Source organism: Polaromonas sp. (assembly GCF_039932935.1).
Lineage (GTDB): Bacteria > Pseudomonadota > Gammaproteobacteria > Burkholderiales > Burkholderiaceae_C > Polaromonas.
Genome location: NZ_JBDTPB010000102.1, coordinates 1 through 26,805 on the forward strand (window position 1 = coordinate 1; position 26,805 = coordinate 26,805).

At 62.4% G+C, this 26,805-nt stretch carries 23 protein-coding genes; 13 read left to right on the forward strand and 10 right to left on the reverse strand.

All coding sequences use genetic code 11. The features are described 5' to 3' along the window. Positions 1–509 precede the first annotated feature (509 nt). From ABI546_RS16980 to ABI546_RS17025, 10 genes are read left to right on the forward strand one after another with little or no spacing between them, the layout of a single operon-like run. Entirely contained in the window at positions 510–2,768 is a 2,259-nt protein-coding gene (locus ABI546_RS16980; RefSeq protein ID WP_348048379.1) for a TonB-dependent siderophore receptor, read from the forward strand. Positions 2,769–2,800: 32 nt separating this feature from the next. Then, positions 2,801–4,264, forward strand: coding sequence for a Y4yA family PLP-dependent enzyme (locus ABI546_RS16985; RefSeq protein WP_348048381.1), 1,464 nt, complete (start codon positions 2,801–2,803; stop codon positions 4,262–4,264). Next, the gene (locus ABI546_RS16990) at positions 4,242–5,285 is read left to right on the forward strand and encodes a cysteine synthase family protein (protein ID WP_348048383.1); all 1,044 of its coding nucleotides are present in this window, start codon (positions 4,242–4,244) and stop codon (positions 5,283–5,285) included. The genes ABI546_RS16985 and ABI546_RS16990 overlap by 23 nt, the downstream gene beginning before the upstream one ends. After that, positions 5,282–6,460, forward strand: coding sequence for an NAD/NADP octopine/nopaline dehydrogenase family protein (locus tag ABI546_RS16995; RefSeq protein WP_348048385.1), 1,179 nt, complete (start codon positions 5,282–5,284; stop codon positions 6,458–6,460). Before ABI546_RS16990 ends, ABI546_RS16995 begins: the two co-directional genes overlap by 4 nt. Positions 6,461–6,485: 25 nt before the next feature. Beyond that, positions 6,486–8,393, forward strand: coding sequence for an IucA/IucC family protein (locus ABI546_RS17000; protein ID WP_348048386.1), 1,908 nt, complete (start codon positions 6,486–6,488; stop codon positions 8,391–8,393). Between the two features lie 42 nt (positions 8,394–8,435). Then, positions 8,436–9,650 (forward strand): MFS transporter, encoded by a 1,215-nt coding sequence (locus ABI546_RS17005; RefSeq protein WP_348048387.1) that lies wholly within the window; start codon positions 8,436–8,438, stop codon positions 9,648–9,650. A 48-nt stretch (positions 9,651–9,698) separates the two neighbouring features. Next, the gene (locus ABI546_RS17010) at positions 9,699–10,898 is read left to right on the forward strand and encodes an ABC transporter substrate-binding protein (protein ID WP_348048388.1); all 1,200 of its coding nucleotides are present in this window, start codon (positions 9,699–9,701) and stop codon (positions 10,896–10,898) included. Further along, positions 10,895–11,956 (forward strand): iron ABC transporter permease, encoded by a 1,062-nt coding sequence (locus ABI546_RS17015; RefSeq protein WP_348048390.1) that lies wholly within the window; start codon positions 10,895–10,897, stop codon positions 11,954–11,956. The genes ABI546_RS17010 and ABI546_RS17015 overlap by 4 nt, the downstream gene beginning before the upstream one ends. Next, entirely contained in the window at positions 11,950–12,708 is a 759-nt protein-coding gene (locus ABI546_RS17020; RefSeq protein ID WP_348048392.1) for an ABC transporter ATP-binding protein, read from the forward strand. The genes ABI546_RS17015 and ABI546_RS17020 overlap by 7 nt, the downstream gene beginning before the upstream one ends. A 33-nt stretch (positions 12,709–12,741) precedes the next feature. Beyond that, positions 12,742–13,401: a DUF1345 domain-containing protein gene (locus ABI546_RS17025; RefSeq protein WP_348048394.1), complete on the forward strand. Its 660-nt coding sequence runs from the start codon at positions 12,742–12,744 to the stop codon at positions 13,399–13,401. A 47-nt stretch (positions 13,402–13,448) separates the two neighbouring features. Here ABI546_RS17025 and ABI546_RS17030 read toward each other — a convergent pair whose 3' ends face one another. The 4 genes from ABI546_RS17030 to ABI546_RS17045 all read right to left on the reverse strand — a co-directional run bounded on the left by ABI546_RS17030 (position 13,449) and on the right by ABI546_RS17045 (position 16,931). Continuing rightward, entirely contained in the window at positions 13,449–13,613 is a 165-nt protein-coding gene (locus ABI546_RS17030) for a hypothetical protein (protein WP_348048396.1), read from the reverse strand. A gap of 13 nt (positions 13,614–13,626) precedes the next feature. Beyond that, the gene (locus tag ABI546_RS17035) at positions 13,627–14,559 is read right to left on the reverse strand and encodes a DMT family transporter (protein ID WP_348048398.1); all 933 of its coding nucleotides are present in this window, start codon (positions 14,557–14,559) and stop codon (positions 13,627–13,629) included. Further along, positions 14,556–15,080: a methylated-DNA--[protein]-cysteine S-methyltransferase gene (locus ABI546_RS17040; protein WP_348048400.1), complete on the reverse strand. Its 525-nt coding sequence runs from the start codon at positions 15,078–15,080 to the stop codon at positions 14,556–14,558. Before ABI546_RS17040 ends, ABI546_RS17035 begins: the two co-directional genes overlap by 4 nt. 246 nt (positions 15,081–15,326) lie before the next feature. Further along, positions 15,327–16,931, reverse strand: a complete 1,605-nt coding sequence (locus ABI546_RS17045; protein ID WP_348048401.1) for an AlkA N-terminal domain-containing protein — start codon at positions 16,929–16,931, stop codon at positions 15,327–15,329. 244 nt (positions 16,932–17,175) lie between these two features. Between ABI546_RS17045 and ABI546_RS17050 the strand changes: the two genes are divergently transcribed. From ABI546_RS17050 to ABI546_RS17060, 3 genes are all read left to right on the forward strand, one after another. Then, entirely contained in the window at positions 17,176–18,561 is a 1,386-nt protein-coding gene (locus ABI546_RS17050; RefSeq protein WP_348048403.1) for a phosphomannomutase/phosphoglucomutase, read from the forward strand. Between the two features lie 233 nt (positions 18,562–18,794). Then, positions 18,795–19,853, forward strand: coding sequence for a lipopolysaccharide heptosyltransferase I (waaC, locus tag ABI546_RS17055; RefSeq protein WP_348048405.1), 1,059 nt, complete (start codon positions 18,795–18,797; stop codon positions 19,851–19,853). Then, on the forward strand, positions 19,850–21,226 hold the full coding sequence (locus ABI546_RS17060; protein WP_348048407.1) for a 3-deoxy-D-manno-octulosonic acid transferase: 1,377 nt from the start codon (positions 19,850–19,852) through the stop codon (positions 21,224–21,226). The genes waaC and ABI546_RS17060 overlap by 4 nt, the downstream gene beginning before the upstream one ends. Positions 21,227–21,278: 52 nt before the next feature. Here ABI546_RS17060 and ABI546_RS17065 read toward each other — a convergent pair whose 3' ends face one another. The 6 genes from ABI546_RS17065 to ABI546_RS17090 form a co-directional block, all read right to left on the reverse strand. Further along, positions 21,279–21,731: a GNAT family N-acetyltransferase gene (locus ABI546_RS17065; RefSeq protein ID WP_348048409.1), complete on the reverse strand. Its 453-nt coding sequence runs from the start codon at positions 21,729–21,731 to the stop codon at positions 21,279–21,281. 73 nt (positions 21,732–21,804) lie between these two features. Continuing rightward, positions 21,805–22,827 (reverse strand): cupin-like domain-containing protein, encoded by a 1,023-nt coding sequence (locus tag ABI546_RS17070; RefSeq protein WP_348048411.1) that lies wholly within the window; start codon positions 22,825–22,827, stop codon positions 21,805–21,807. A gap of 70 nt (positions 22,828–22,897) precedes the next feature. After that, complete coding sequence (locus ABI546_RS17075; RefSeq protein WP_348048413.1) at positions 22,898–24,259, reverse strand: TolC family outer membrane protein; 1,362 nt, start codon at positions 24,257–24,259, stop codon at positions 22,898–22,900. Positions 24,260–24,341: 82 nt separating this feature from the next. Further along, positions 24,342–24,704 (reverse strand): rhodanese-like domain-containing protein, encoded by a 363-nt coding sequence (locus tag ABI546_RS17080; RefSeq protein ID WP_348048415.1) that lies wholly within the window; start codon positions 24,702–24,704, stop codon positions 24,342–24,344. 63 nt (positions 24,705–24,767) lie between these two features. After that, complete coding sequence (locus ABI546_RS17085; RefSeq protein WP_348048417.1) at positions 24,768–25,451, reverse strand: protein-L-isoaspartate O-methyltransferase; 684 nt, start codon at positions 25,449–25,451, stop codon at positions 24,768–24,770. A 62-nt stretch (positions 25,452–25,513) separates the two neighbouring features. After that, positions 25,514–26,805: efflux RND transporter permease subunit (locus ABI546_RS17090; RefSeq protein WP_348048419.1), on the reverse strand; the 1,292-nt coding region annotated here is incomplete at its 5' end.

Sequence of the window (26,805 nt, forward strand, 5' to 3'; positions counted from 1 at the left end):
ACCGGCCTGTCACGCCGGGGGTCGCGGGTTCGAGTCCCGTCCACTCCGCCAAAATTGATGAGGGTTAGCAGATAACGATCTGCTAACCCTTTTTCATTTTCCGCGCTCTGTTTTTGCTTCGAATCCGTGCGTTCGCTTGGCTTGGCGACCTTGATCGCTAGCGCGCGCGTAGGCCGTCTTCCGCACGGCCTGTTGTGGCATCCATGCGGCTTGTCTCTCACGTTTAGCGCGTTGTAGTGGCTGCCGTTCCGGCGTCATGTGACGCAGCCGATCCAGTTCCTTCGTAAAGTCCAGTCGCCCGTGCAACCGCGCCAGTAATCAGCGTGCATGGTGTCCTGTTTTAGCGCCATCTCGGGATGCCATGAGAAGTAACAAAAATTCCATTAATTAAAAATGGTAGTGCAAATCATTCTCATTTGAATTAAGATGCGACGATTGGTTTTTGAGCCACTCCGTTTTCTGTCTTCCTCTCTTTTTCTCTTTTCTTTATCTCGAACAAAAAAAAGGACATGCGCATCATGCTCATCGGGTATTCCCCCCGTCTTCCCAGTTTTGCCTGCCGCTTTCTGCGGACACCGCCAACCCGTCTTGTGTATCCGTTGGCCTCGGTCAGGGTCATGACGGTGATGGGACTTATCGGGATCAGCGTCCTTGGCGAGGCGCATGCACAGGCGCCCGCAGTCACGGCGGCGCCTGCTGAAAATGTGAAGGCCGAAGGCGCCGGGACGCTTTCCGAGGTCACGGTGAGCGGGGAGCGGACATCGGGGCTCCCCACGCCTTATGCCGGTGGTCAAGTGGCGCGCGGCGCGCGGCTCGGCGTGCTGGGCAATACCGACACCATGAAAACGCCGTTCAGTGTCAGCAGCTATACCGCACAAATGATCCAGGACCGGCAGGCGGCCACGGTCGCGGATGTGCTGGCGTCTGATTCGTCCATACGCTCAACAGGTCAGGCTGGCGGTCTGCTGGATGCATTCTTTATTCGAGGCTTTCCGATCGGCGAGGGTAACCTGGGTGAGATCGCATTTGACGGGCAGTATGGTGTTGCGCCCAACTACCGGCTTTTCACGGACTACATAGAGCGCGTCGAGGTCGTCAAGGGGCCGGCAGCCCTGCTGTATGGCATGTCTCCCAACAGCGGCATCGGAGGCGTCGTCAACGTGGTGCCGAAGCGGGCGCTCAAAACAGACCTGACCCGTTTCACGGCCGACTACGCCTCCGGCTCTCAGGCCGGTGGCCATCTTGATGTGAGTCGCCGCTTTGGCGTGGATCGCCAGCTCGGTTTGCGCGTCAATGCCGGCCATCAACAGGGTGACACTGCGGTGGATCGGCAGGCGCGAAAAGCCACCGTGGGTGCGGCTTCGCTTGATTTTCAAGGCGAACGCCTTTCCGCTTCGCTCGATCTCATCAGCCAGGTCGAGCGTTTTGACGCACCGTCGCGGCCGTTCCTGGTGCCTACCGCAGGGGTGGTGCCCACGGCGCCTGATGGCAAGCGCAACGTCACGCAGTCATGGGAGTGGTCCAAGGTTGAAGACCAGTCGGCCCTGCTTCGCGCAGAGTACGAGCTCAACGACAAGGTTTCGCTGTTCGCGAACGTTGGCGGCGCACACACGACGGCAGCACGCCTCTTCGGCACGCCCACCATTCTTAATGCCGCAGGCGACACCACTACGGTGCCAGCCTACTTCAAGTTCGACATCGACCGGGTAACGGCCGACACTGGCTTGCGCGCCCGCTTCAATACGGCAGCCGTCCAGCATGCGGTGACATTCCAGGTCAGCACTTACCAGGACCGACTGAACCGCGGCTCCACCAACGGCGTAGCGGTGCTTTCCAATATCTACTCGCCGATTGCGCGTGCCGAGCAATCTGTCGCCGCACCAACCCAGGTTTCGAAGATTTCCGAAACGACGTTAAGCGGTGCGGCGTTGACCGATACCCTCTCGATGCTGGACGAGCGTGTGTTGCTCACCATCGGCGCGCGCCAGCAACGGGTCAAATCAGACAACTTCGATCCGGTCACCAGCGCGCTCACATCGTCCTATGACAAGAGCGCAGTCACTCCCTTGCTGGGCCTGGTCGTCAAGCCCTGGAAAAACGTTTCGCTCTACGCCAACTACATCGAAGGCCTGAGCAAAGGTGATGTGGCGCCGCTCACGGCTTCCAACGCCGGAGAGATTTTTGCGCCCTATAAATCCAAACAAACCGAGGTGGGCGTGAAGTTCGACCATGGCTCGCTGGTCACCACGGCAAGCCTGTTTCAGATCGAAAAGCCCAGTGGCCAGCTGACCGGAAACGTCTTCGCAGTGGATGCCGAGCAACGCAACCGTGGCCTGGAGTTCAATGTGTTTGGTCAAGCTTCGCCAAGCCTGAGGTTGCTCGGCGGTGTCACGCTGATGGACGCCAAGTTGAGCCAGACCAACAACGCCGCCACCTTGGGCAAGACGCCGGTTGGGGTGCCTTCGGTGCAGGCCAACGTGGGCGCGGAGTGGGACACCTCCTGGATCGGCGGGCTCACGCTGACGGCGAGCGCGTTCTACACCGGTGAGCAGAACGTCAACCAGGCCAATACGCAAGAGCTTCCGGCCTGGACGCGCTTTGACCTGGGTGCGCGCTACACCACCAAGGTCGCCGGAAAGCAGACTGTTTTCCGCGCCAGCCTGCAAAACGCGTTCAACAAGGCCTACTGGTCGGGTGTCGCTTCTTACGGCGCCTTTGTTCAGGGCGCACCGCGCACGCTGCTGGTCTCCGCCGCGGTGGATTTCTGATTGCCTGACCAAGTCAAACAGCGAGGCTGACTGTGCAAAGCAAGCTACTGTTCGCCCAAGCCGGCGTTGCGCATCGCACGCATGTGCCAGAGCGGCTGGCTCAGCCACTCAAACCGGTCCTTGAGGCAACGATTGCCCGTCTGATTGAAGAGAAGCCGGCGTTTCTTGCGGAGATGGTGGCGCAATACGGCTCCCCGCTGCACCTGGTGTGGCCGGACAACCTCACACGCAACGTCGAGGCATTCCGGGCGGTACTGAACGCGCATGGTTTGCGCCATCTGATTTTCTATGGCGCGAAAGTCAACAAATCGCAGGCGCTTGTTTGCGCTGCCGTCGGCGCGGGTGCAGGCGTCGATGTCTCCAGCATTCACGAATGGCGGGATGCCGTCAGCGCCGGCGCGGATCCCCGGAATCTGTGCGCTACGGGTCCCGCAAAGACCCGGGCGTTTCACGCCGAACTGGTTGCCGGCAATGCCTTGATCTCCATCGATTCTGCCGAAGAATTGCAGGGCCTGAGAGCGTGCCTTCGCGAAAGCGAGCACTCGCAGAAAGCAAGAGTTCTTCTTCGCTATCGGCCCGCCCTGTCGCGCGCCAGCCGGTTTGGCATGGGGCCGGATGAGTTGTTGCATTGCTTGCGGCAGCTCTCACAGGACGGTGCCCGGCTGGCCTTTGAAGGCTTCCACTTCCACCTCGGTGGCTATGCGCATGAAACCCGCGCGCAGGCACTGCGCGAGCTCATCCCGCATGTGGAGGCGGCGCGCGCACTCGGGCTCAAGCCGCAGATCATCGATATTGGTGGAGGCATGCCGATCCAGTACGTGGACAGCGACGACTATGAGGCGTTCCTGCACGCGCAAAACAGCAGCCATTACCGCAACGCGCGGGTTCCTGACGCGTTTTATCCCTACGGCGGCAGGCTTGATGCCTGCCAATGGCTGGACCGCTTCCTCGAAGCACCCAGTCGCGGCGGCCTGTCGATCGCCGGGTACCTCAAGGCGGAAGACCTCACGCTCGCCATCGAGCCGGGGCGCAGCCTCGCGGACCAGGCGGCCATTTCTGTTTTCAGAGTGACCCGCGTCAAGCCGCTGGCGGATGGGCACGTGATATTTGTCGAAGGCAGCAGCTTCAGCGCCTGCGAAACCTGGTTCACCTCCGAATTTCTGCAGGACCCCATCCTGGTTCCTGTATCAGCCGCAGCGGCCGTTGATGAAACCGCCAACCCGCCTTCATTCTTCCGTGCCTATATTGCCGGGCATAGCTGCCTGGATGACGACGTTCTCACCAATCGGTTGATCAGCTTCAACCGAATCCCTCGCGCCGGAGACCTGCTGGTCTACGGCAACACGGGCGGCTACCAGATGGATTTGCTGGAGAACGAGTTTCACCGTCACCCCATGCCCCGCCGGGTCGCCGTGCATTGCAATGCGGCCGGCGGATTCGATGTTTCACCTGATGACCCAAGGGAGCAACTGGATGATATTGAACAAAGTGACTGACCTCATCGGCAACACGCCGATTCTCGGATTTCCGATCGCCAGGAAAAATTCCAGGCTGCTACTCAAAATCGAGAAGAACAATCCGGGCGGCAGCATCAAGGACCGAATGGCCCGCAACATGGTGGTGGCGGCGCTCAAGTCCGGGCGCCTCAAGCCCGGCGGGGTGGTTGTGGAGTCTTCCTCGGGCAACACCGGCATCGGACTGGCCATCGCCACCATAGAGTTCGGTTTGCGGTTTATTGCGGTGGTGGACCACCACGCGGCCCCTGACAAGATCGCCGTGATGCGCGCACTCGGCGCAGAAATCCGCTATGTCGACGGCAACTACAAGGAAGACGAAGTCGCTGTTGTCGAACGTCAGCGCCTGGCAGCGGAGCTGGCCAGCCAGATTCCCAACGCCGTGTTCATGAACCAGTCCGACAACGTCGCGAACGCGGGTGGCTACTTCGATTTTGTGCGCGAGGTCGTCGAGCAGGTCGAAGGGCCGGTGGGTGCCTACGTCGGTTGCGTCGGAACGGGCGGCTCGATGACCGGCATTGCAAGCGGGTTGAAGCTTCACAATCCGCACACCAAAACCATCGCGGTCGAGCCTGCAGGATCCATCATCTTCGGTCATCCCGGCCGTCCTTATTACCAGTCCGGAACGGGTACCCCGCAGGGTGACACCGTAGGACTTGTGCTCGATTACAGTTGCATCGACCTTGGCGTGCAGGTCACCGATTCGCAGGCCTTCGAAACTGCCCGCTATATTGCCCGCCATACCGGGCTGCTGGTGGGGGGCTCCACCGGTGGCGTCATCTACAAGGCGCTGGAGCTGATTCACAGCGACCAGATCAAGGGCAACGTTGTTGCGGTCGTGGCCGATGGCGGAGAGAAGTACCTCCACACGGTGTTCAGCGAAGCATGGCTCAAAGAGCGCGATCTGCTGGATCCGCAGGTCTGGGCGCAGCTCGACGGATGGCTGGCCCAGGAAAACGCGGAGGACGCACCCAAGGCCATACCGCGGCTGAGCATCGCATGACGACAGGCATTGCAGCTGGAGGCGACGACGCGACCCAGCGGCCTCTTCATGTGGCCATCTGCGGGGGCGGCCGGACCGGTCACCTCAACGCCGTGCTGTTCAAGCAGATGGCCGGCGTCAAGGTCTCGCTGCTGACGCGTCGCAGGGAGGTGATTGCCCGCCATCGCGAGGGACAGATGCTCACCGCGATACTGCCCGACCAGAGTCTCCTGTCGGCACACCTCGATGCGGTGTCGGAAGATCCGGCCGACGTCGTCGCCGATGCGGATGTCGTCCTCATCACGGTGCCGGCGCACGCCAGACCAGGCCTACTGCGCGAAATCGCGCCGCACCTGCGATCAACCGGGCCCGTCTACGTGGGCGCCATTCCTGGTTTTTGTGGCTTTGACTGGTTGGCCGAAAAAGCGCTGCAGGGCCAGCCCAACGCGGTGATCTGGGGCATGAAGGACGTTCCCCACACGGCCTACGACCTTAAACCGGGCGTGTCGGTCCGAATGGGCGGGCCCAAAAGCACGCTTTATATCGGAACGCATGCGCGCGAAAGCGACGCCGCGCGTGATGAGTTGCGGGCGCACCTGGGTCGGATCTACACAGCTCCCGTCGAGTTGCTGAGCCACTACCTGGAAATCACGCTGACCCCGGGAAACCCGATCATGCACAGCTCCGTGGTGTACGGACTCGTCGGCCCCTATGGGCAATGGCATGACAAGACTTTCGACGCTCCGGTTTGCTGGTGGACCGATTGCACCGAGCTGGGCGCCTATTTTCTGGAGCGTAGCGACGAGGAGAGTCAAGCGTTGTGCAAGGCCATCGAACAGCGCCTGGAGCTCACCCTGTCGTCAGTCAAACCCTTGAAGCAGGAAATCATCGAAGCCTACGGCGACCAGATACGTGACCCGGCTTCCATGCTCTCTGTGCTGCGCACCAACCAGGCCTATGACGCGATCGAAGCACCGCTTGTGCCCGCGCCGGGCGGTGCTGGTTACACCATTGACACGCAAAGCCGTGCATTTCACGAAGACGTGGCGTACGGCCTGTCACTGCTTGTTGCCATGGCGGGGCGCCTGAAGGTGCCGGTGCCGCACATCGCCGAAATATTCCACTGGAATGTTTCTTATATGAACGGGTTGCGCGGCTCCGCGCTGGATTATTTTCCCGAGCGCTGGCCCGCCTGATACCCATATACCCGGACCGATACCGATGCGAAATCTTATAAACCACCACCCCGCTGTTTCACCTGCCAGGCTCGCAACCGACCCTGCGCGCGAAAGTGCCGAGACGGCATTTTCCAGGACCAACGCCTTGCGCCGGGTGGTCCGGTGCCTGTTTGCCGAAAAGATATTGGACAAAAATTTGCTGGTCTTCGCGCCAGAGGGCCACTCGGCCTGGTTTCCTTTGTGGGATAAACATGCGCTGGTATTTTTTGAGAACCTGTGGGCAGCCCCCGCAGATACCTTCATCAATCGCGGCACCATCACCGTGATGGGTTCCGGCGGCACCAGGACAGCGGTCGAAACGCCGGACCAACTGATCGGTCTGTTGCGGAGTTGCTTTGATTTTTCACCCGGCGATGACGGTGTGGAGGGCTTGAAAGCCGACATGGCCAACAGCATTCAGAACGATGCACTGGCACGCACCCATCGGCAGGGGTGGAACAAGCGCCTGAAGCAGCTGATTGACTCGACCGGCGCTGGCGGGCTGGTCGATTATCTGCACTGCCACGCCAGCACCCGCGATGCGGCTGCCCTTCTGGACCAATGGGGATCACTTGAAGGCCATCCGTTTTATCCCACCTGGAAGTCCAAGCCAGACCTTAGTGCTGAGGAGGTGGCCTTGCTGTCGCCCGAGTTCGATGCCAGGGTCATGGTCCGCATCGCCGCATTGCGCAAGGACATGGCCTACATGGAACGCATGCCGCATGTGCTTTCTTACCATGACTGGTTTGCCGCCAACTTCCCGGGCGTGTGGGCCAGCTGGAAGGCACAGCTCAATGCCAGGGCAATGAACGAGGCCGACTGGCTGCCTCTGCCTCTTCATCCCTGGCATCTTGAGCACTATGTAAAAAAAGAATACGCCGCCGAGATTGCCGAGGGGGTGTTGATCACGGACGGGCCCGACATCGAAACCCTCCCGACGATGTCATTTCGCACCATGATGCCGCGCCTGCCCGCGCCCTTCATCAAGCTGCCAGTTGCCCTGTGGCTGACCAGCGAACAGCGCAGCCTGCAGGCCAAATCGATTCACATGGGACCGCGCATCAGCACCGTCATCCAGAAGATACTGGCCGAAGAAAACGGGTTTGACCAAACACTGTCGATCTTTCCCGAGGAGGTCGCGTTTCATTACCGGCATGCCGTGAAGCAGGAAGACAGGCCGGGCCGCCACCTGTCAGTGGCTTATCGGTCAGGCAAAGAGGCCTTTGAGCGGTCGGACGGGCTGCTACCCATCACTGTGGCCGCCTTGTTCACTTCCTCGCCTGTTAGCGGCAGACCGCTTCTCACCGAGCTCATTGAGCGCAATGGCGCCAAACCTGCGGCCTCGACGGTGGAGGCTTACTTCCGGCAGTACGCACGCGTCGTCACACGCCCCGTGATCGGTATCTATCTGCTATACGGAATCGGGCTTGAGGCGCATCAGCAAAACACCTCGGTGCTGTTTGCTGCGGACGGTTCGCCCAGGAGCCTGTTGATACGTGACTTCGGCGACGGCCGGACCTACGCACCGTTGCTTTCGGGGCGCGGATACGAACTCAAGCCCTATGTTTACCCGGGTATTCTCCCAACGGTTTTTTCTGACGACATAGAACCAGTCCGCACCTTTGTTCTTGACGCATGTTTTGTGTGCCATCTTCACGAAATCGCCCTGATGCTGACCTCCGAATACGGGCTTGGCCCCTCGCGCCTCTGGGACATCCTGCGTGAGGAAACGCAAGCGACATTCGACGCTTTGGCCGACCGCGTTTCACCCGAACTCTGGCAGACCGAGCGGACCGAGTTTCTCGAACACCCATGGCCGACGCGGTCGGTGCTTCGAATGCACCTGCTGCGGTATTCCGACTACCGTTTGCAACACCATTTGCCCAACCCGCTCGCAAAGGACGGGAGCTGAGTGGTGATGAAGGAGGCTTTCGTTCCTGGACGCAGCGCTTATTTGATCCACACGCTTTTTGTGATCCAGCTGGTGTCCATGGGCGCGATGGAAATGAGCGGGCCTTTCTGGCCGCTTCATTTGCAGACGCTGGGTGCCTCCGGTCAATGGCTGAGCTTTGCCGGCATTGCCGTCTACGTCGGCCCCATGCTGGGCATTGTGCTGACGAGTGCGTTCTGGGGGCGCATCGGTGACCGCTTTGGCCACAAGCTCATGATGGTCAGGGCCTTGCTGGGACTGGCACTGACCCAGCTGGCACTGGCCTTTTCCACCGATATCTGGACCATTCTGGTTTTGCGTTTTTTGCAAGGCGCTTGCGCAGGTTACATCGCACCGGCGCAGGCCTATAGCGTCAGCATCGAATCGGCGCAACGCCGGGCGCGCCTGTTTGCCTACCTGCAGGTATCAACCAACGTGGGGTCCCTGGGCGGGGCGGTGGCCGGCGGCCTGATCCTTGATCATGCGAGTTTCTTCTGGATCAATACCGCCGCATCGGTGCTCTGCGCGGTGTGCGCGGTCGCGGTGCTTCTGATGCTTCCGGACAGGCCGGCACCGCAACGCACCACCGTGGAGGCTTCGAATCCGCCTGTGGCCGCCGTAGGCTCGGTGCCGACCTGGCGGTCGGCGCCCATCCTGGGCCTGCTCGGCATTACCGGCATGTTGCTGGTCAGCCGCATGCTCACGCAAACACCTTTCGCTCTGTATGTGCGGTCGGTTTTTGAGGCCAGCAATTGGGTGGTGGGGCTGTGCTACGGCCTGCTTGCGCTGGGGTTTGTGGTGTCCGCTTCCTTGTGGGCCAGGTACTTTGAACAAAAAACGGTGGCCACGTCCCTCCACAAAATTGCCTGTATTGCCGCCGGCTGCGCGGTACTCACCGTCATCGCCGGCCTGACGCGAGACATCAAGCTGTTCATCGCCATTCACTTTGCCTGGGGCCTGTTGCTGGGTGCCACGACACCCGTGCTGATGGCGCTCGTGTCCAAAGCGGCCGGCAGCCAGCGACAGGGCTACATCCTCGGCATCGCGCAAAGCACAGCGCAGTTTTCTTCGATTGCCGGTATCGCCATCGGCGGCTGGCTGAGCCTCGGACTGCGCTTGCAGTACACCTACTTTTACGTGGCAGTTTCGTATGTGCTGGCCTTGCTGCTGATTGTCGCGATCCTGCGCAGAAGCCCTGTTGCGGCCACGCCTGCCACGGTAGCAGCGGGTGAGCCGTAGAGTTCACCGCCGCATTCTTTCCGTTCATTTTTACAAGAGTTCAACACGATGATAATTCAACGACGGTGGGCCGGCGGGCTCGCCATTTTTCTGGTGATCGGCGGCCTGGCAGCGGCCTGGTTCTTTTTTGCCGGCAAGCCGCCAGCGCAAGGCGTTGCCGCGGCTGCACCGGCGGGCACCGTCACGGTCACCGATCTCCTCGGACGCCAGGTTCAGGTGCGGGTGCCGGTCCAGCGGGTCATTCTGGGAGAAGGGCGGCAACTTTATCTGGTGGCGGCGCTCGACACCGACAACCCCTTGCAGCGCCTCGTGGGCTGGCGCAAAGACCTGATCCAGGCCGACCCGGACACGTACGCGGCCTACCTTCGTAAATTCCCCCAAATCGCGCGCATTCCCACGTTCGGCGGTTTCGAGGAGGGCACGTTCGACATCGAGCAGGCCATTTCGCAAAAGCCGGATGTCATTTTCCTGAACATCGAAGCGCAGCGTGCCACCGAAGATGCGCGTTACATTGAAAAGCTCGGCGCGCTCGGTATTCCCGTGGTGTATATCGACTTTCGCCACCATCCTGTCGAGAACACCGAGCCGACCATGCGGCTTTTTGGCAAGCTGTTCGGCAAAGAGCAGCGGGCCGAAGAGTTCATCGCTTTTCGTGCGCGGCAAATCCGCCGCGTCACCGAGGTCATCGAGGCACGGCAGCCGCCACGGCCCCAGGTGTTCATCGAACGCATTGGGGGCTACAGCGAGGATTGCTGCCTGAGTTTCGGCAACGAGAACTTCGGCAAGTTTGTGGAAATGGCGGGAGGCAACAACGTGGCCAAGGCCATCATCCCAGGCACCTTCGGGCAATTGAACCCCGAACAGGTGGTGGCGGCCAACCCCGCGCACGTGGTGGTCACCAGCGCGAATTGGGAAGCCTATGCACCTGGTGGAAAGTGGGTCGGTGTGGGCCCGGGTGCGGACCTCGAAGAGGCCAGGCGCAAGCTGCAAGCCTATCCGCTGCGCGCGGCTTACACCGGCATTTCGGCCAGCCGGGACCAGGCCTTTCATGCGATCTGGCACCAGTTCTACAACAGCCCCTACGAATTCGTCGCCATCCAGCAGCTCGCGAAATGGTTTCATCCCGAGCTTTTTCCAGACCTCGACGCGGACGCTACCTTTCGGGAATTGCACGAGCGATTTTTGCCCGTTGAATACCGCCCGGGCTATTTTGTAAGCCTGCGTGCCGGCACGGAGGCGCGCCCATGAGCACCGCGTCGCTGCCGCAGGCGGGCCAGCGCGAGACCTACCGGGCGCTGGTACGGCGCAGGCGTGTGGTGCTGGCGGGGCTTTGCGTTTTGCTGTTGCTTAGTCTGTTGCTGGACCTCGCGCTCGGGCCTGCGCGTTACACGATTGAAGAGGTGGTGCGCGCCTTGTTTTCACCGGCTGATTCGCCTTTGCAGGCGCGTGTGGTGATCTGGGACATCCGCCTGCCCATCGCCCTGATGGCGCTGGCAGTAGGGGCCGCCTTGTCGCTTGCGGGGGCGCAGATGCAAACCATCCTCAACAACTCCCTGGCTAGTCCGTTCACACTGGGCATTTCGGCGGCTGCAAGTTTTGGGGCAGCGCTCGGACTGGCGTTTGGCGTGCGGGTGCTGCCCATCATGGCGGAATATGTGGTGCCGCTCAATGCGTTTGTCATGGCCATGCTGTGCGCCTTCCTGATCCATTTGCTCAGCATGCGGCGCGGCGTGACGGCTGAAACCATCGTGTTGCTGGGCATCGCCCTGGTGTTCACGTTCAACGCCTTGCTGGCGCTGGTGCAGTACTTTGCGTCCGAGCAGGCGGTGGCCGCCGTGGTGTTCTGGACCATGGGAAGCCTCACCAAGGCGACCTGGCCCAAACTGGGCATCACCTGCCTCGTCATCGTCATCACGCTGCCCCTCTTCATGCGGCGTGCCTGGGCGCTCACCGCCCTGCGCCTGGGAGACGACAAGGCCGCGAGCTTCGGCGTCAATGTGCCGCGTCTGCGGTTTCAAACGCTCGTCCTGGTGAGTTTGCTCGCCGCCTTTCCTGTTGCCTTTGTGGGAACCATTGGGTTCATCGGCCTGGTCGGGCCGCACATTGCGCGCATGCTGATCGGCGAAGACCAGCGGTTTTTTCTGCCGGCGTCGATGCTGACCGGCGCGCTGGTTCTGTCCCTCAGTTCGGTCGTGAGCAAGACCCTGATTCCGGGCGCGATCTTTCCCATCGGCGTGGTGACCTCGCTGATCGGCGTGCCCTTCTTCATTTCACTCATTCTCGGCAGCAAGAAAAGCGCATGGTGACATTAAGGCTGGAAGGCGTCAGCGCCGGGTATGGCGCGCGCCACATTGTTTCGGACATCACGACGCCCGTTTTTCAGGGTGGCGAGGTGGTGGCCGTGGTCGGACCCAACGCGGCGGGCAAGTCCACGCTGTTCAAGCGGGTGGCGGGCCTTGTCAAGGGAGCCGGCGCCGTCGTTCTCGAAGGGTCGCAAAAAGGGCATGACGGCATTTGCTACATGCCGCAGGACTCCACTGCGAGCGCGCGCCTCACCGTGTATGAGTCAGTGTTGCTGGCGCACAAGCAGCGGTCGTCGTCCTGGGTCGTTCACGATACGGACCTCGCGCTGATTGACGGCATCATGGCCTCACTCGGCATTGCCGGCATTGCGTTTCGCTACCTGAGTGAGCTCAGCGGGGGCCAGCGCCAGCTCGTGTCGATTGCGCAGACACTGGCCCGGGAGCCTGAAGTTCTGCTCATGGACGAACCGACCAGCGCCCTGGACCTGCACCGGCAGGTGCAGGTGCTTGACTTCATGCGTACGCTGGCCCGCCAGCGCGGCCTGATTGTTTTTATCGCGATGCACGACCTCAACCAGGCCCTGCGGTTTTCTGACCAGACCCTGGTCATTGCCGACGGCACCTTGCGCGGTTGCGGCCGGTCGGGCGAGGTCATCACGGTGGACATGCTGCGTGAGGTGTACCGCATAGACGCCCGGATCGAACGCTGTTCCAGGGGCAGCCCCCACGTCATCGTCGACGGCGTCGTCGCGTAGCCTTGCCTTGGCCGCAAGCGGCACAATGGCCCCATGCGCAAACATGTTTCCGAAACCACGGGTCCGCAGCGGCTGGGGCTGGGTTTGGCGGCCGGCGTCATCACCGCGGCCTTGCCTTTGCCCCTGGATTGGCAGTTTCGCGGTCTGCTGGGTTGGTGTGTCGGCATCGGCGTTTACCTGCTGCTGGCCTGGTGGTTGTGTGTGCGGTTTGACGCCAAGCGCACGCGCGAACGCGCCCAGGCGCAGGACGAGCCCAGCGTGGTGCTGTTTTTGCTGATGCTGCTGGCCATCCTGGCCTGCGTCGCCGCCATCACGGTCATGATGCAGCAGTCGCGCGGCTTGTCGGGCATGGAGCGTGCGCTGCACATCATGCTGTCCGTTGCGGCACTGGGTGCTTCCTGGCTGTTCATGCAGACGATTTACGCGTTCCGCTATGCCCATCGCTATTACTACGAGGAAAAGCGCAAGGAACCCGACGGCCCAGGCCTGCAGTTTCCTGGCGGGCTGGACCCGGACTACTTCGACTTTTTGTACTACGCCCACGTGGTGGGCATGACCTCACAGGTGTCCGACGTACAGGTCACCTCGCGCGAAATGCGCCGGCTCACGCTGGTGCACAGCGTGCTGTCGTTCGGTTTCAACATGCTGATTCTCGCGCTGAGCATCAACGTGGTGGCGGGCGTGCTGCAGTGACGACGCGTGCTACGTTATTGGGCCGTAACGCCCAGTACGGTGCTTTTTTATATCCGAAGCAGTTGCTTCTTCAGTGCCATGTTTTCTTTTTTGCGCAGGCTCGCCTCCGACTTGCGGTGGGAGCCCGCCTTGCGCTGCGTCGCAGGCGCGACCAGGGGGTTGCGCGGCTTGGGCGCCTTCAGTTTCAATTTGATTTTGCGCGCGGAGGTCATGGCGGGCAGGGGCTCAGGGCTTTCGGCCTAGCTTGAGCAAGCCGGTGGACAGGGTCGTGCCGCACACAATCACCACGGCGCACACCACCATCCAGGCTGTCACGCTTTCACCCAGAAACAGCACGCCGTAGAGCACCGCAAACACCGGAACCAGAAAGGTGACGGAAAGCGCCCGCGGCGGGCCGGCATTTTCAATCAGGCGAAAAAACAGGATGTAGGCCAGACCGGTGCACACCACGCCAACAGCCAGCAGCGCCAGCCAGGCGTGCGTGCCCGGCATCTGCGCCGGCCACAGCCAGGCGGCCGGCAAGGCCAGACCCAGCGTCGCACCGATCTGGCTGCCCGCCGCAGTGACCAGTGGCGGCATGCCCGAGAGGTAGCGCTTGGTGTAGCTGGCCGATATGCCGTAGCAGACGCAGGCAAACAGACAGGCCAACACGGCCCAGCCCGGCGCAACGCCCGAGGCATCAGGCATGAAGGTGGCCTTGTCCCAGGCCAGCATGGCCACGCCGGCAAAACCCACGACGAGGCCGAGGATGCGCGAGGCATTGGGTTTGTCTTTAAGCCACAGCCAGGCCACCAGCGCGCCGAACATCGGCACCGTGGCGTTGAGGATGGCCGACAAACCGGTGGTGATGGACAGCAGCGCAAACGAAAAGCAAGCAAATGGAATGCCCGAATTCAACACACCGATGAAGAAGATGCGCTTCCAGTGTTTTTTCAGGTCAGGCAGCAGGCCGCGCAGCCAGACGATGGGGAGCAAAAACAGCGCCGCGATGCCCACACGCAAGGCAGCGGTGGGCAAAGGGCCAAACTCCACCGTGCTGATGCGCATGAAGAGAAACGACGAGCCCCAGATGGCACCCAGCAGCACAAAGTCGGTCAGCCAGCTTTTAGGCGCGGCCGCGCTGGCTGCGGGTGCCAACCCGGTGGTGGATGAGCTCATATCAAGGCTTCCTTCATGAGTGCGCCCTCCAGCTTGAGCAGCGCGGTTTTCTTGTCGAGGCCGCCCGCATAACCGGTGAGGGAACCATCCGATCCCAGCACGCGATGGCAGGGCACGATGACGCTGACCGGGTTGCGCCCTACCGCCGCGCCCACCGCGCGCACCGCGGCGGGCTTGCCGATGCGGCTGCTGAGCGCGCCATAGCTGGTGGTGCCGCCCTGCGGTATGGCCAGCAGCGCCTGCCACACCGACTGCTGGAATGCGGTGCCGTAGCCCAGGTCCAGCGGCAAGTCAAACGCGGTGCGCGTGCCGGCGAAGTACTCGGTGAGTTGCGCAATGGCCAGCTTGAGCACCGGGTGGTCAGGCGCGGCGGGCCACACACAAGGCTCGACGAGTTGCGGCGGCAGATGGCGCTGCCCGGCGAACCAGGTGCCGGCCAGGCCTTTGTCGGTCGCGGCAATGATCATTTTGCCCAGAGGGCTTTGAAAAGTGGTCTGAACGATGGAGCGGTCAAATTTCATTTGTTTCACCTTTGAATGATTGGGGGATCATGGTTTTCAGATCTTTTATGCCTGCAGCCCTTTACTAATGTGCGCAAGCAGCTATCAATTTAGTGGCAAAGGAAGGTCATCTCTTTGCTGTCTGTTTTTAAGAAAATGCTGCCCCTGATCATTCGTTGCCGATGGTGGCGGGAAGGCGGCATGCCGTCCAATGAAATCGGGGTGTCGTATTCATTCCGTAAATGCATAAATCCTTAGCTCCTGGCGTCAGGCGGGGCGCTCCAGCGTGCCGCTCCAGGCGCGGATCACGGCGTAGCTGCGCCACGGCTTCCAGCGGTTCGAGGCCAGCTCGGCCTCTTTGGCCGGATTTTTGGCTCCCTGCACGCCGAGCGCCTTGTGCAGCGCCACGTCACCGGCTGGAAATGCGTCGGGCCAGCGCAATGCCCGCATCGCAATGTATTGCGCCGTCCAGTCGCCAATGCCGGGCAGCTCCTTCAGCGCGGCCACCGTCGTGTTGACGTCGGCGCCGCTGTGCAGTTGCAAGCGCTTTTCCGCCACCGCCTGCGCAATTCCCAGGATGGCGGCCTGGCGTTGCCTGACGATGCCCAGTTGTCCAAGCGCGTCACCGCCGGCGGCAGCCAACACGGCCGGCGCGGGGAAGAGGCGCGTCAACTGCGGCCAGGGTGTTTCCACCGTCTCGCCAAAGCGGTCCACCATGCGCTGCGCCAGCGTGCGGGCCGCGGCCACGGTGATCTGCTGGCCCAGCACGGCGCGTACGGCCAGCTCGTAACCGTCCAGCGCGCCCGGCACACGCAGGCCGTCGCCTTCCGGAAAGCTCGCGTGCAACACGCTGTTGATGGTGGCCGGGTCGGCGTCCAGGTCAAAGGTGGCGCGCACGCGGCGTATCACCAGCGGCAGTACTTCGCGCAGCGAATCGCTCACGCGCAGCACCAGCTGCGAACGGCTCTCGTCAAAGCTTGCCAGCAGCCAGCCGGCATGCAGCTTGCCGCCTGCCTCAATGCTGAAAGTGCGGCCCAGTGCGGGCTGCACGGCGTCTGGCGTGACGAATTCAATCGCACTGATGCAGCGCTTGGTGAAGAAGGCCAGCATGGCCTGCACGTCATACGGCGGGCGGTAGCCCAGCCGCACCGTGACGCCTTCGCCCACTTCGCCGACGCGGGCCGGGCCCTGGCGCCGCAGTTGCGTGGGATTGAGCTTGTAGTGTTCTACAAAGGCGGCGTTAAAGCGCCGCACGCTGGCAAAACCGCTGATGAGTGCAATCTGCGTGATCGGCAGGTTGGTGTCGGCCAGCAACTGCTTGGCGGTATGCAGCCTGTGCGTTTGCAAATACTGCATGGGCGAGACGCCGAACTGCGCCTCGAAAATCCGCCGCACATGGCGGTCGCTCACGCCCAGCTTGGCGGCGAGCTTTGCAACGGTGGGCTCAGGCCACCCCCTGGTTTTGCCGCCGGGCCGCCCCAAGGCAAAACGCGCCCCCTCGGGGGGCAGCGAGGACACGTCAGTGCCGAGCGTGGGGGCCATATCTTCGGCCCAGACTTCGGGTTCGTCCAGCAGGCGGGCGGCCTGGTGCGCCAGGATGTAAGAAGCGTCCTGGATGGACCAGACCACCGAATGCGGGGCAAGCTCGGGCCGGCAGCGCAGGCAGGGGCGAAAGCCCGCATTCTCGGCTTGAGCCGCATGGTGAAAGAAACGGCAGTTTTCGCGCTTGGGTGTTTTTACGCTGCACACCGGCCGGCAATAGATGCCGGTGGAGGTCACGCCGGTGAAAAAACTGCCGTCAAACCGGGCGTCCCGCGCCTTCAGGGCGAGGTAGCAGTCGTTGTCTGCAAGAGGGGTGATTTCGCGGTCCATGGGAGAAATGATACGCCGCAGGGGACTTCTGACTAGCCGTTTTCGGACATGTCCCTTTGCCCCTCAAATCTCCCAAAATTCCTTTCCAGGCGATTCAGTATTTCCCCCGTTAGAGACTGGTTAGATACCACTTTTCCGCAGCTTTCCATAGTCTGAACGGGCCCCCCGGAAACGATGGCGACCTACAGTCACCGAAAGGGCCGCCCCCTACAATCCAATTCAATCAAATTGAAGGATCTCGCCGATGCAAATCAACCCGTCCATCTTCAAGGCCTACGACATTCGCGGTGTGGTGCCGTCCACCATTCATGAGGAAATGGCCGAAGCACTGGGCAAGGCTTTTGGCATGGCGGCCCTGGCCGAGGGCGAGAAAGCAGTGGCAGTGGGACGCGATGGGCGCCTCAGCGGGCCGTCGCTCAGCGCGGCGCTGATGCGCGGCCTGGCCGCCACCGGCATTGAGGTGATCGACGTGGGCATGGTGACCACGCCCATGTTGTATTTCGCTGCCAACACCCTCAGCAATTCGGGCATTCAGGTCACTGGCAGCCACAACCCCAAGGACTACAACGGCTTCAAGATGGTGCTGGCGGGCCGGGCCATTTATGGCGAGGAAATACAGGCGCTGCGCCGCGTGATCGAAGGCGAGACATGGGTGTTGCCGTCGCAGGCGGGCACTATTCGCCAGGTCGACGTGGAAACGGCTTATCGCGACCGCATCGTGTCCGGCATCAAACTCGAACGTCCGCTCAAAATTGTGATTGATTCCGGCAACGGCATCGCGGGGGCGTCGGCGCCCGCGATTTTTCGGGCACTGGGTTGCGAAGTGACCGAACTCTTCAGCGAAGTCGACGGCAACTTTCCGAATCATCACCCCGACCCGAGCAAACCCGAGAACCTGCAGGACCTGATCAAGGCCCTGCAAAACGGAGACGCCGAACTGGGCCTGGCGTTTGACGGCGACGGCGACCGGCTGGGCATCGTGACCAAAGACGGCCAGAACATTTACCCCGACCGGCAGATGATGCTGTTTGCCCGCGACGTGCTCTCGCGCGTGCCCGGCGGTACGATCTTGTTTGACGTGAAATGTTCGCAACGCCTGGCGCCCGAGATCGAGGCCGCCGGCGGTGTGGCAATGATGTACAAGACCGGCCATTCGCTGATCAAGGCCAAGATGAAGGAGGTCGATTCGCCCCTGGGTGGCGAGATGAGCGGCCATATCTTCTTCAAGGAGCGCTGGTACGGTTTTGACGACGGCACCTACGCCGGCGCGCGCCTGCTTGAAATTTTGAGCCGCGTGCCCGATGCCGGTATTGTGCTCAATGCCTTGCCGACCAGCTTCAGCACACCCGAGCTCAACGTGGCCTGCAAAGAGGGCGAGCCGCATACCGTGGTGGAAGCGCTGATCAAGTCCGCGAAGTTTGCGGCGCCCGCCAAGGTATCGACCATCGATGGGGTGCGCGTTGATTGGCCCGACGGTTTTGGTTTGATTCGAGCGTCCAACACCACGCCTGTGCTGGTGCTGCGCTTTGAAGGCCACACGCCCGAAGCGCTCAAGCGCATAGAGACCGACATGCTGGCCCTGCTGCGCAGCATCAAGCCGGACGCCAGCTTGGCCGTGCCTTCACATTAACCCCTGTCCAGGCTCACTTCGTGTAGCCCGTCCCCCCCTTCCAGGGGGCGGAGCCTGTGGCCCGGCAAAGCCGGTTCCACGGCCCCCACTGGTAAATACCTCCCGTAACTCCCGGAACTCTTAACCCAGCATGAGCCGCGGGACTGGCTTTGCCAGACTGCAGGCGGGCGGCCCCCTCGGGGGGCAGGGAGCTACACGAAGTGAGCGACCGTGGGGGCGATAATCCGGGCTTGATGAAAATTCTGCTGGTCAAGCTGTCCTCGCTCGGCGATGTGGTGCACGCGCTGCCCGTGGTGCACGACATCCACGCCGCGTTGCCGGGCGCGCGCATTGACTGGGTGGTGGAAAAATCGTTTGCGCCGCTGCTGGTTCGCTGCAAGGGTTTGCACCGCGTGATCCCGTGTGAGATCCGGCGTTGGCGCAAGTCGTTCTGGACGGCGGCGACACGAAACGAGTGGCGCACTTTTAAAAGCGAACTGCAGCGCGAAGCCTATGACGCTGTCATCGACTTGCAGGGTTTGACCAAGTCAGCGCTGGTGGCGCGGCTGGCCACCCTCGCGCCTGGCGGCAAGCGTTATGCCCTGGCCAACCAGACCGAAGGTTCGGGTTATGAGGCACCCACCCGCTGGGTGGCCGATGTGGCCATTGCCATGCAGCCGCATATCCACGCAGTGCAGCGGTCGCGCGAGCTCGCAGCCCGGGCGCTGGGCTACAACCTCCAAACACAGCCAGATTTTGGATTGAAAGTGGCCGTAGCCCAGCAGGGCCGTGTGCAAGCAGCTCCTGAAAAGATAGCAAATTCCACATCGAAGGGCCGCGTGGTTCTGGTGCACGGCACCTCGCGCGCCGACAAAGAGTGGCCGCTGGACCACTGGATCACACTGGGGCGGCGCCTGGTCGCGGCTGGCTACCCGGTGGCGCTGGCGCACGGCAATGCCCATGAGCTGACCACCAGCCAGGCGATTGCGCAGGCGCTGACCAAAACTGCCGCGGACACCGTCTTGGTGTTGCCGCTGCTGCCGCTTGACGCCCTCACCGAAGCGCTGGCGCAGTGCGCCGGTGTCATCGGTGTGGACAGCGGCGTCAGCCATATCGCCGTGGCGCTGAACTTGCCCCATGTGCAAATCTACAACTTCGGCACGGCCTGGCGCACCGGCCCCGTCATGGGCGGGCATGGCGCGCGGCAGGTCGGTGTGTTTGCACGGCCGGCACCCACAGTGGAAACCGTCTGGCAGGCCTGGCTGGCATGCTGGGCGGTGAGCAGCCCTGCCAGTGCCGGGGAGGTGACATGAGCGCGATGGCCTTGAAGCTGTATTCGCTGCTCATGTGGCTGGGCCAGCCGCTGCTGCGCCGCAAACTGACGCGCCGCGGCCGGCAGGAGCCCGGCTACCTCCAGGCGGTGCAGGAACGGTTTGGCCACTACACCCAACCCGCAGAAACCACCTCGGAGCTGGTCTGGCTGCATGCCGTTTCGCTGGGCGAAACACGCACAGCGGCCATGCTCCTCAAAGCCTTGCGCGCACGGCACCCAGGCTTGCGTGTCTTGCTGACGCACGGCACAGCCACCGGGCGCACCGAAGGTGTGGCGCTGCTGCAGCCGGGCGATGTGCAGGTGTGGCAGCCCTGGGACAGCCCGGATGCGGTGACGCGGTTTTTTGCGCACTTCAGGCCGCGGCTGGGCCTGCTGATGGAAACCGAGATCTGGCCCAACACGGTGGCGCGCGCCCAGGCGCTCGGCATGCCGCTGGTGCTGGTCAATGGCAGGCTCTCCGACAAATCGCTGCAGCAGGCGCTGAAGATGTCGCCGCTGTCGTTTCCGGCTTATGCCGCGCTGTCTGCGGTGTATGCCCAGACGGAGGACGACGCGCGGCGCTTTCGCCAGGCGGGGGCGGCGGTGAGTGGTGTGTTCGGCAACCTGAAATTTGACGCCGCTGCCGACGATGCTCAGCAGGAAAAGGGCAAGATCTGGCGCCGCACGCTGGCCCGGCCGGTGTTGATGTTCGCCAGCTCGCGCGAAGGCGAAGAAGAGCTGTTCTTAAGAGAAATAAGTGCCGTAGCCCAATCAGAAATTGAACAAGATGCTATAAAAAATGTAGCAATTGAAGCGCAGGCTGAGTCGCAGGAGAACGTTGAAGGAACGGGAAGCCGTTTCAAGGTGCTGCTGGTGCCGCGCCACCCGCAGCGCTTCAATGAGGTCGAGGCGCTGGTCCAGCAGTACGGCTTGCGTGTGTCACGGCGTTCCGGCTGGGACGATGCCGCAGGCGGTCCGGCCAGCGACGATGCGCAGCAGGCGGATGTCTGGCTGGGCGACTCGTTGGGTGAAATGGCGCTGTATTACGCGATGAGCGATGTCGCCCTGCTGGGCGGCAGCTTTGCACCGCTGGGCGGGCAAAACCTGATTGAAGCGGCCGCCTGCGGCTGCCCGGTGGTGATGGGCCCGCACACCTTCAACTTCACGGAAGCGGCCGAGCTAGCTGTGGAAGAGGGCGCAGCCCGGCGGGTAGTCGACATGGAGCAGGGCGTGCGCGCTGCGAGAAAGCTGATGGACAGACCCGACGCTCGCGCCCAGGCCGTAGCGGCCGGCCTTGCCTTTGCCGACCGTAATCGGGGGGCTACGGGGAAGACGGTCAGCGCTCTGGAGCGTTTCCTGAAGACCCCCGGCTGATCCCGCCTCCCGGAGGCCGAGCATTACACGAAGTGAAAAGCGTGGGGACTACTCACAGCAATGACTTGCCCATGAAAACACTCAGCGGGTGGTCAGGGTAGTCTCCGAAGGGACCTCGCCGTTCGTAGCCTTGCCTGGCGTAGAACTCGAGGGCCTCCGGCTGATACGGGCCTGTCTCCAACACGAGCGCTCGACAACCTGCAGCGTGCGCCGCTGCTTCCAGCGTGGCGATGATTTCGCGTGCAACGCCTTGGCCGCGCGCTTCGGGCCGGACGTACATGCGCTTGACCTCTCCGCAGGTGTCGTTCAGAACGATGGCCCCGCATCCAAGTGCACAGTTGTTAGCGTCACGCGCTACAACAAACAGGACATTCGACTGGGACAACGAGGCTAGATCAAGTGCGTATCGGGCTTCTGCGGGATACAGTGAGTCTTGATAGGCGTCCAGATCCGCGATGAGGGCGATGACATCTGGCTGGTCGGGTGATTCGTGTGCGATGCGCATGAGGGTTTTCTGAGGCCTGGCGTGATATGGAGGTGAAAACAGCCCTATTAACAAGCTGCTGATTACGCGATGTTTAGCGCTTGTCCAGCACCTGATGACAGGTGCAATTGCCCCAAGCGTACAAACGCAGGTGATGCGCCCAGTCCCGCAACGTAGCCCAGGCCCCGCCGGTGGCGACTTCATACGGCGTGAGGCCGAACATGCCCAGGCTGATCGACGGCTCTGCCGAGACCACCGAATGCCAGGTGCGCCTGGGAATGAACAGTGCGTCGCCTGCCTCTACGCGTGCGTGGTAGCCGTGGGCTTTTTCAAACGACGCGAGCTCGCGAACCTGTTCGGGCAGACGCGAGACGTTGATGTCGCTGAGCGTGGCTCCCCAGTCGTATTTGGCGGCCGGGCACAGGTGCTCGCTCTGGTCGGGCGAGAACAGGATGAACTCCTTGACGCCCTGCAACTGCACAAACCAGTTGTGCGGGAAATCGTTGTGCAGGCCGGTCACGGTGTTGGCCGGGCCCATGAACACATATTCCCAGGTCATGCGGCCGGGCCACAGGCCCTTTATGAGCAGGTCACGGCGCAGCTCGGGGTATTTTTCAAGGATGTCCCACTGCGCCAGGTACAGCGTCGTCGGCTTGAACGACTGCATATGGGCCCAGTTCAGGTGAAAGTGCTCGCCCGGTTTGTAGCGGTCCCGCACGGGTTTTGGCAGCAGGCCGGCCATCGGGTCGGGGGCGCGTTGCGCCGCCTTGCCAAGCTCGCGCAGGTAAGGCGCCACCGGCAAAAAAGGGCGGCCCTTGGTCACACCCTGCTCGACCAGGCCGTCGGTGAACTTGACGGGTACTTCGGCACCCTTGCCGGCGCACACATCGGCGAGGTAGTCAAACGACCATTTCTTCCAGGCGGGCCAGTGGTGAATGCCGCCCTTGACCAGCACGGGTTTGTCAAATGGTGGCCGGCGGCCCTCGCGCTCAAGCGCCTCCCAGGTGGTTTCCTCGATCAGCTCAAAGCTGGGGCCCTTGGGCGCATGCAGCGGCGCATCGTGCACCCGCTCGGCTTCGATGGGCAGGGGAATCGCGTTGTCGGCGGGCATCAGCATGTGGTTGTTGTGTGCGGCCGCGCGCGGCCTTGTATGCAGTGTTTCGCGGCGGGGGTTGAGCCCCTCGCGGCTATTTTGCCAGCAGCGCGTTGATTTTCAGCAGGTCGTCAGGGGTCAGGGTGCCGTTGGCCTGGCGCAGTTTCAGGTCGCCCAGCAAGACGTTGTAGCGCGCCTGCGCCAGGTCGCGCTTGGTCTGGAACAGCTGGCTTTGCGAATTGAGCACGTCGATGTTGATGCGAACACCCACCTGGTAACCCAGCTTGTTGGCGTCCAGCGCGCTCTGGCTGGACAGCTCGGCCGCTTCCAGCGCCTTGACCTGTCCCTGGCCCGACTGCACGCCGAAATAGGCTGTCCGTGTGGCCTGGGCCACGGTGCGCCGCGCGCCTTCCAGGTCGCTTTGCGCCTTGTCGCGCAAAGAGAGCGTCTCGCGTATGCGGTTTTGGGTGGCGAAGCCCGCAAACAGCGGCACATTGAGCACCACGCCGACGGTGGTGGTGTTGGTGCGAAACGCAAAGGGTGGAATGGTGGTCGCCGTGCCCGAAGGGTTGCGCGTGACGTTGTAGCTGGCCGTCGCATCCAGTGTGGGCTTGTGCCCGGCTTCAGCTTTGTTCACCTCGAGCTCTGCAATCTCCACGTTGCTTTGCGCCTGTCGGATGGCCGGGTGCAGCACGGCCGACTGGTCGACCCAGGTGGCGATGTCTGCCGGCACCACCGGCGGCAGGACCACCGGTGCGGCCAGCGGCTTGGGCTGGGTTTCGGTTTTGCCGACCAGCTGGTCCAGCGCGATTTTCTTCACGCGTAAATCGTTTTCGGCCGCGAGTTCCTGGGCGATGACCAGGTCATAACGGGCTTGTGCTTCGCGGGTGTCGGTGATCGTGGAGGTACCGACTTCAAAGTTGCGCTTGGCCGACGCCAGCTGCTCGGCCACTGCGGTTTTCTGCGCGCGCACAAAGGCCAGCGTGTCTTGCGATGCCAGCACGTCGAAGTAGGCCTGGCTGGTGCGCACGATGAGGTCCTGGTCGGAAGCTTCAAGCTGGGCCTTGGCCAGGTCCACCTGCTTGGCGGCCTGCTGGTAAGTGGCCCAGTTGGCCGGGCGGTACAGCGGCTGCGAAAGGTTGAGAGCGGCGTTCTGCGTGTTGAAGCTGCGGTCGATCACCGGCACGGTGTTTTCAAAATTGGTGCGCGATGCGCCTGCCGAGATGCCCGCAGTCGGCAAGATGCCGGCCTTGGCCTGGTCGGCGCGGGCCAGGTTGGCGTCGTATTGCAGTTTGGCCGACTGGTAGGTGGCATCGTAGGCGCGGGCCGATTCGTACAACTCGACAAGACTTTGGGCCTGCGCGGCCGGGCCCGCCATCATGAGCGCCGAAGCGATCGCAATCGACAGGGGCAGCATCAACAGGCGTGGCGCCGACGGTTTGTGGGGCGTTGTCATAAAGGTCCTGAGAGATGGGTGAATCAGCGAAAGAGAGGGCAAATGGTGCGCGGCGACGAGTCAATGGGGGCTCAGTAGAGCCTCAGTATTTGGGGACCGCAGGGTCCACCTGCTGCGACCAGGCGTCGATGCCGCCCTGCAGGTTGACGACTTCGGTGAAACCGCTTTGCGTCAGGTAATTGGCCACCTGCAGGCTGCGCATCCCGTGGTGGCAGAGGCAGGCGATCGGCTGGCCTGTGCCGGCTTCGGTTTGCCGGAGTTCGGCCAGGCGGTCGGGAATCTCGCGCATCGGGATGTGCACCAGGCGAAAACCGTCGGCCTTGACCGAGGCCGTCTGCAGCTCCCAGGGCTCGCGCACGTCCAGCACAACTGGCAGGACAGGAGCGCCTTCTGCGGCGTTGTTGCGCCAATCGGCAAAGTCAGCGGGGCTCAATTGGGGAATCATGGTCGGCTGTCCTGCGGTTTCTCGGGATGTGTACGGGGATTTTGGGTTGCGCTGCAGGCGCGTTTAGAAACTGAATTTCGAAGGCTCGGGGAAGTTCAGCAGGCGCGGCGCCACGGTGTCCCAGGCCTGGGTGGTGCGCCAGGCGTCTTCGCCCACACGTGTCACCAGTGTGGCGCGCATCATGGGTTCGAAGCCCACGATGGCGCTCAGGCGGCCGCCGACCTTGAGCAGGGACAGCAGCGACGCCGGCACTTCAGCCACCGAGCCGCTGAGCACGATCACGTCAAACGGGCCACGAAGCGGGTCGTTGCTGGAAACGGCCTGGGCGATTTTTGCTGCGCCGTCGCCGGTGCGCACTTCGGCGTTGTAAAGTCCGGCGCGTTGCAGGTTGTCGCGCGCTGTTTGCGCCAGCGCGGGATCGATTTCCAGTGTGATCACCTGCTGCGCGCGGTGCGCCAGCAGCGCGGCCATGTAGCCGGACCCCGCGCCGATTTCCAGCACTTTTTCATGCTTTTGCACGGCCAGCTCCTGCAGGATGCGGGCTTCGACCTTGGGCGCCAACATGCACTGGCCTGGTTTGACGCCCAGCGGGATTTCCATGTCGACAAAGGCCAGGGCCTTGTGGGCGGCCGGTACAAAGTCTTCGCGCTTGACCACGGCCAGCAGGGAAAGGACCTGGTTGTCCAGCACTTCCCAGGGGCGGATTTGCTGTTCAATCATGTTGAATCGGGCTTGTTCGTAGTTCATGGCGGACCTGTAGGTTGGCGAAAGGGAAGAAGAGGGGCTGTACACGAGATAAACCTTCGATTTTAGCGGTCGCCCATGGCAGACACACGCCCTGCGGCGGGCATGTCCGCAGGGGCTTCGGGCGGCGTTTTGGGGCCGAATTTGCGCTTGACCCACCGGCCGAGGTCATCGAGGTAGCAGTAGGTCACCGGCACCACCACCAGGGTCAGCAGCGAAGAGGTGATGACGCCGCCGATTACGGCCTGGCCCATGGGCGCGCGTTGCTCCGAGCCTTCCGTCAGGGCAAAGGCCAGCGGCACCATGCCGAAAATCATTGCCAGCGTGGTCATCAGGATGGGGCGCAGCCGCACCTTGGCGGCGTACAGCAGCGCGTCGCTGCGATTCATGCCCGGAACGCGGTGACCGTCCACGTCCACCTGGTCGGCCCGCATGCGAATGGCAAAGTCGACCAGCAAAATGGCGTTTTTGGTGACAAGGCCCATCAGCATCACCACGCCGATGATGGAAAACATCGAGAGCGTGGAGCGAAACAGCAGCAGGGCCAGCACCACGCCGATCAGCGTCAGCGGCAGCGAGGTCATCAGCGCCATGGGCTGCAAAAAGCTCTTGAACTGGCTGGCCAGGATCATGTAAATGAACAGGATCGCCATGACCAGTGCCGACACGGCATAGCCGAAGGACTCCGCCATGTTTTTGGTGGAGCCGCTGAACTGGTAACGGTAACCCGGCGGGAAGTTGAAATCCTGCAGCGCGGCCTTGATGTCGTTCGACACTTCGCCGGCCGAACGGTTGTAGACGTTGGCATTGATCGCAACCTCGCGTGCCATGTCGCGCCGGTTGATCTGGTTGGGCCCCGTGGATTCTTTCACGGTGGCCACTTGGTTGAGCCGGACCATGTGCGCGGCGCCGTCGGCGCTGCTGCCCGGAGTGCTCATGAAGGGCAGGCGCTCCAGGTCCTCGGGCGCGTTGCGCGCATCGGGCGCCAGGCGCACGTTCACGTCATAGGTCTGGTCGTCGGGTGCGCGCCAGTTGCCCACGGTCTGCCCGGCCACCAGGGTGCGCAGCGACGCGGCGATCTGCGACACCGACAGGCCCAGGTCGGAAGCCGCGTCGCGCCGTACGTCAATTTCGATCACTGGTTTGTCGGCCTTGACGCTGGAGTCCAGGTCCACCAGGCCGGGGATGCCGCGGATCTTTTCGTTGATGGCGCGCGTCAAGCGTTCCAGCTCTTTCAGGTCGGGGCCCTGCAGCGAAAACTCTACCTGCTTGTTGCCGCCCACCGCATCGAGCAGCCCAACATGCGTCACGGTGATGCCGGGTACCTGTTTGAGCCGCTCGCGCAGCACGCCCGACA

Coding starts and splice junctions, on each gene's coding strand:
- ABI546_RS16980 (WP_348048379.1), top strand. CDS start 510: ATGCGCATCATGCTCATCGGGTATTCCCCCCGTCTTCCCAGTTTTGCC.
- ABI546_RS16990 (WP_348048383.1), top strand. CDS start 4,242: ATGATATTGAACAAAGTGACTGACCTCATCGGCAACACGCCGATTCTC.
- ABI546_RS16995 (WP_348048385.1), top strand. CDS start 5,282: ATGACGACAGGCATTGCAGCTGGAGGCGACGACGCGACCCAGCGGCCT.
- ABI546_RS17000 (WP_348048386.1), top strand. CDS start 6,486: ATGCGAAATCTTATAAACCACCACCCCGCTGTTTCACCTGCCAGGCTC.
- ABI546_RS17010 (WP_348048388.1), top strand. CDS start 9,699: ATGATAATTCAACGACGGTGGGCCGGCGGGCTCGCCATTTTTCTGGTG.
- ABI546_RS17015 (WP_348048390.1), top strand. CDS start 10,895: ATGAGCACCGCGTCGCTGCCGCAGGCGGGCCAGCGCGAGACCTACCGG.
- ABI546_RS17020 (WP_348048392.1), top strand. CDS start 11,950: ATGGTGACATTAAGGCTGGAAGGCGTCAGCGCCGGGTATGGCGCGCGC.
- ABI546_RS17025 (WP_348048394.1), top strand. CDS start 12,742: ATGCGCAAACATGTTTCCGAAACCACGGGTCCGCAGCGGCTGGGGCTG.
- ABI546_RS17030 (WP_348048396.1), bottom strand. CDS start 13,613: ATGACCTCCGCGCGCAAAATCAAATTGAAACTGAAGGCGCCCAAGCCG.
- ABI546_RS17035 (WP_348048398.1), bottom strand. CDS start 14,559: ATGAGCTCATCCACCACCGGGTTGGCACCCGCAGCCAGCGCGGCCGCG.
- ABI546_RS17040 (WP_348048400.1), bottom strand. CDS start 15,080: ATGAAATTTGACCGCTCCATCGTTCAGACCACTTTTCAAAGCCCTCTG.
- ABI546_RS17045 (WP_348048401.1), bottom strand. CDS start 16,931: ATGGACCGCGAAATCACCCCTCTTGCAGACAACGACTGCTACCTCGCC.
- ABI546_RS17050 (WP_348048403.1), top strand. CDS start 17,176: ATGCAAATCAACCCGTCCATCTTCAAGGCCTACGACATTCGCGGTGTG.
- waaC (WP_348048405.1), top strand. CDS start 18,795: ATGAAAATTCTGCTGGTCAAGCTGTCCTCGCTCGGCGATGTGGTGCAC.
- ABI546_RS17060 (WP_348048407.1), top strand. CDS start 19,850: ATGAGCGCGATGGCCTTGAAGCTGTATTCGCTGCTCATGTGGCTGGGC.
- ABI546_RS17065 (WP_348048409.1), bottom strand. CDS start 21,731: ATGCGCATCGCACACGAATCACCCGACCAGCCAGATGTCATCGCCCTC.
- ABI546_RS17070 (WP_348048411.1), bottom strand. CDS start 22,827: ATGCTGATGCCCGCCGACAACGCGATTCCCCTGCCCATCGAAGCCGAG.
- ABI546_RS17075 (WP_348048413.1), bottom strand. CDS start 24,259: ATGACAACGCCCCACAAACCGTCGGCGCCACGCCTGTTGATGCTGCCC.
- ABI546_RS17080 (WP_348048415.1), bottom strand. CDS start 24,704: ATGATTCCCCAATTGAGCCCCGCTGACTTTGCCGATTGGCGCAACAAC.
- ABI546_RS17085 (WP_348048417.1), bottom strand. CDS start 25,451: ATGAACTACGAACAAGCCCGATTCAACATGATTGAACAGCAAATCCGC.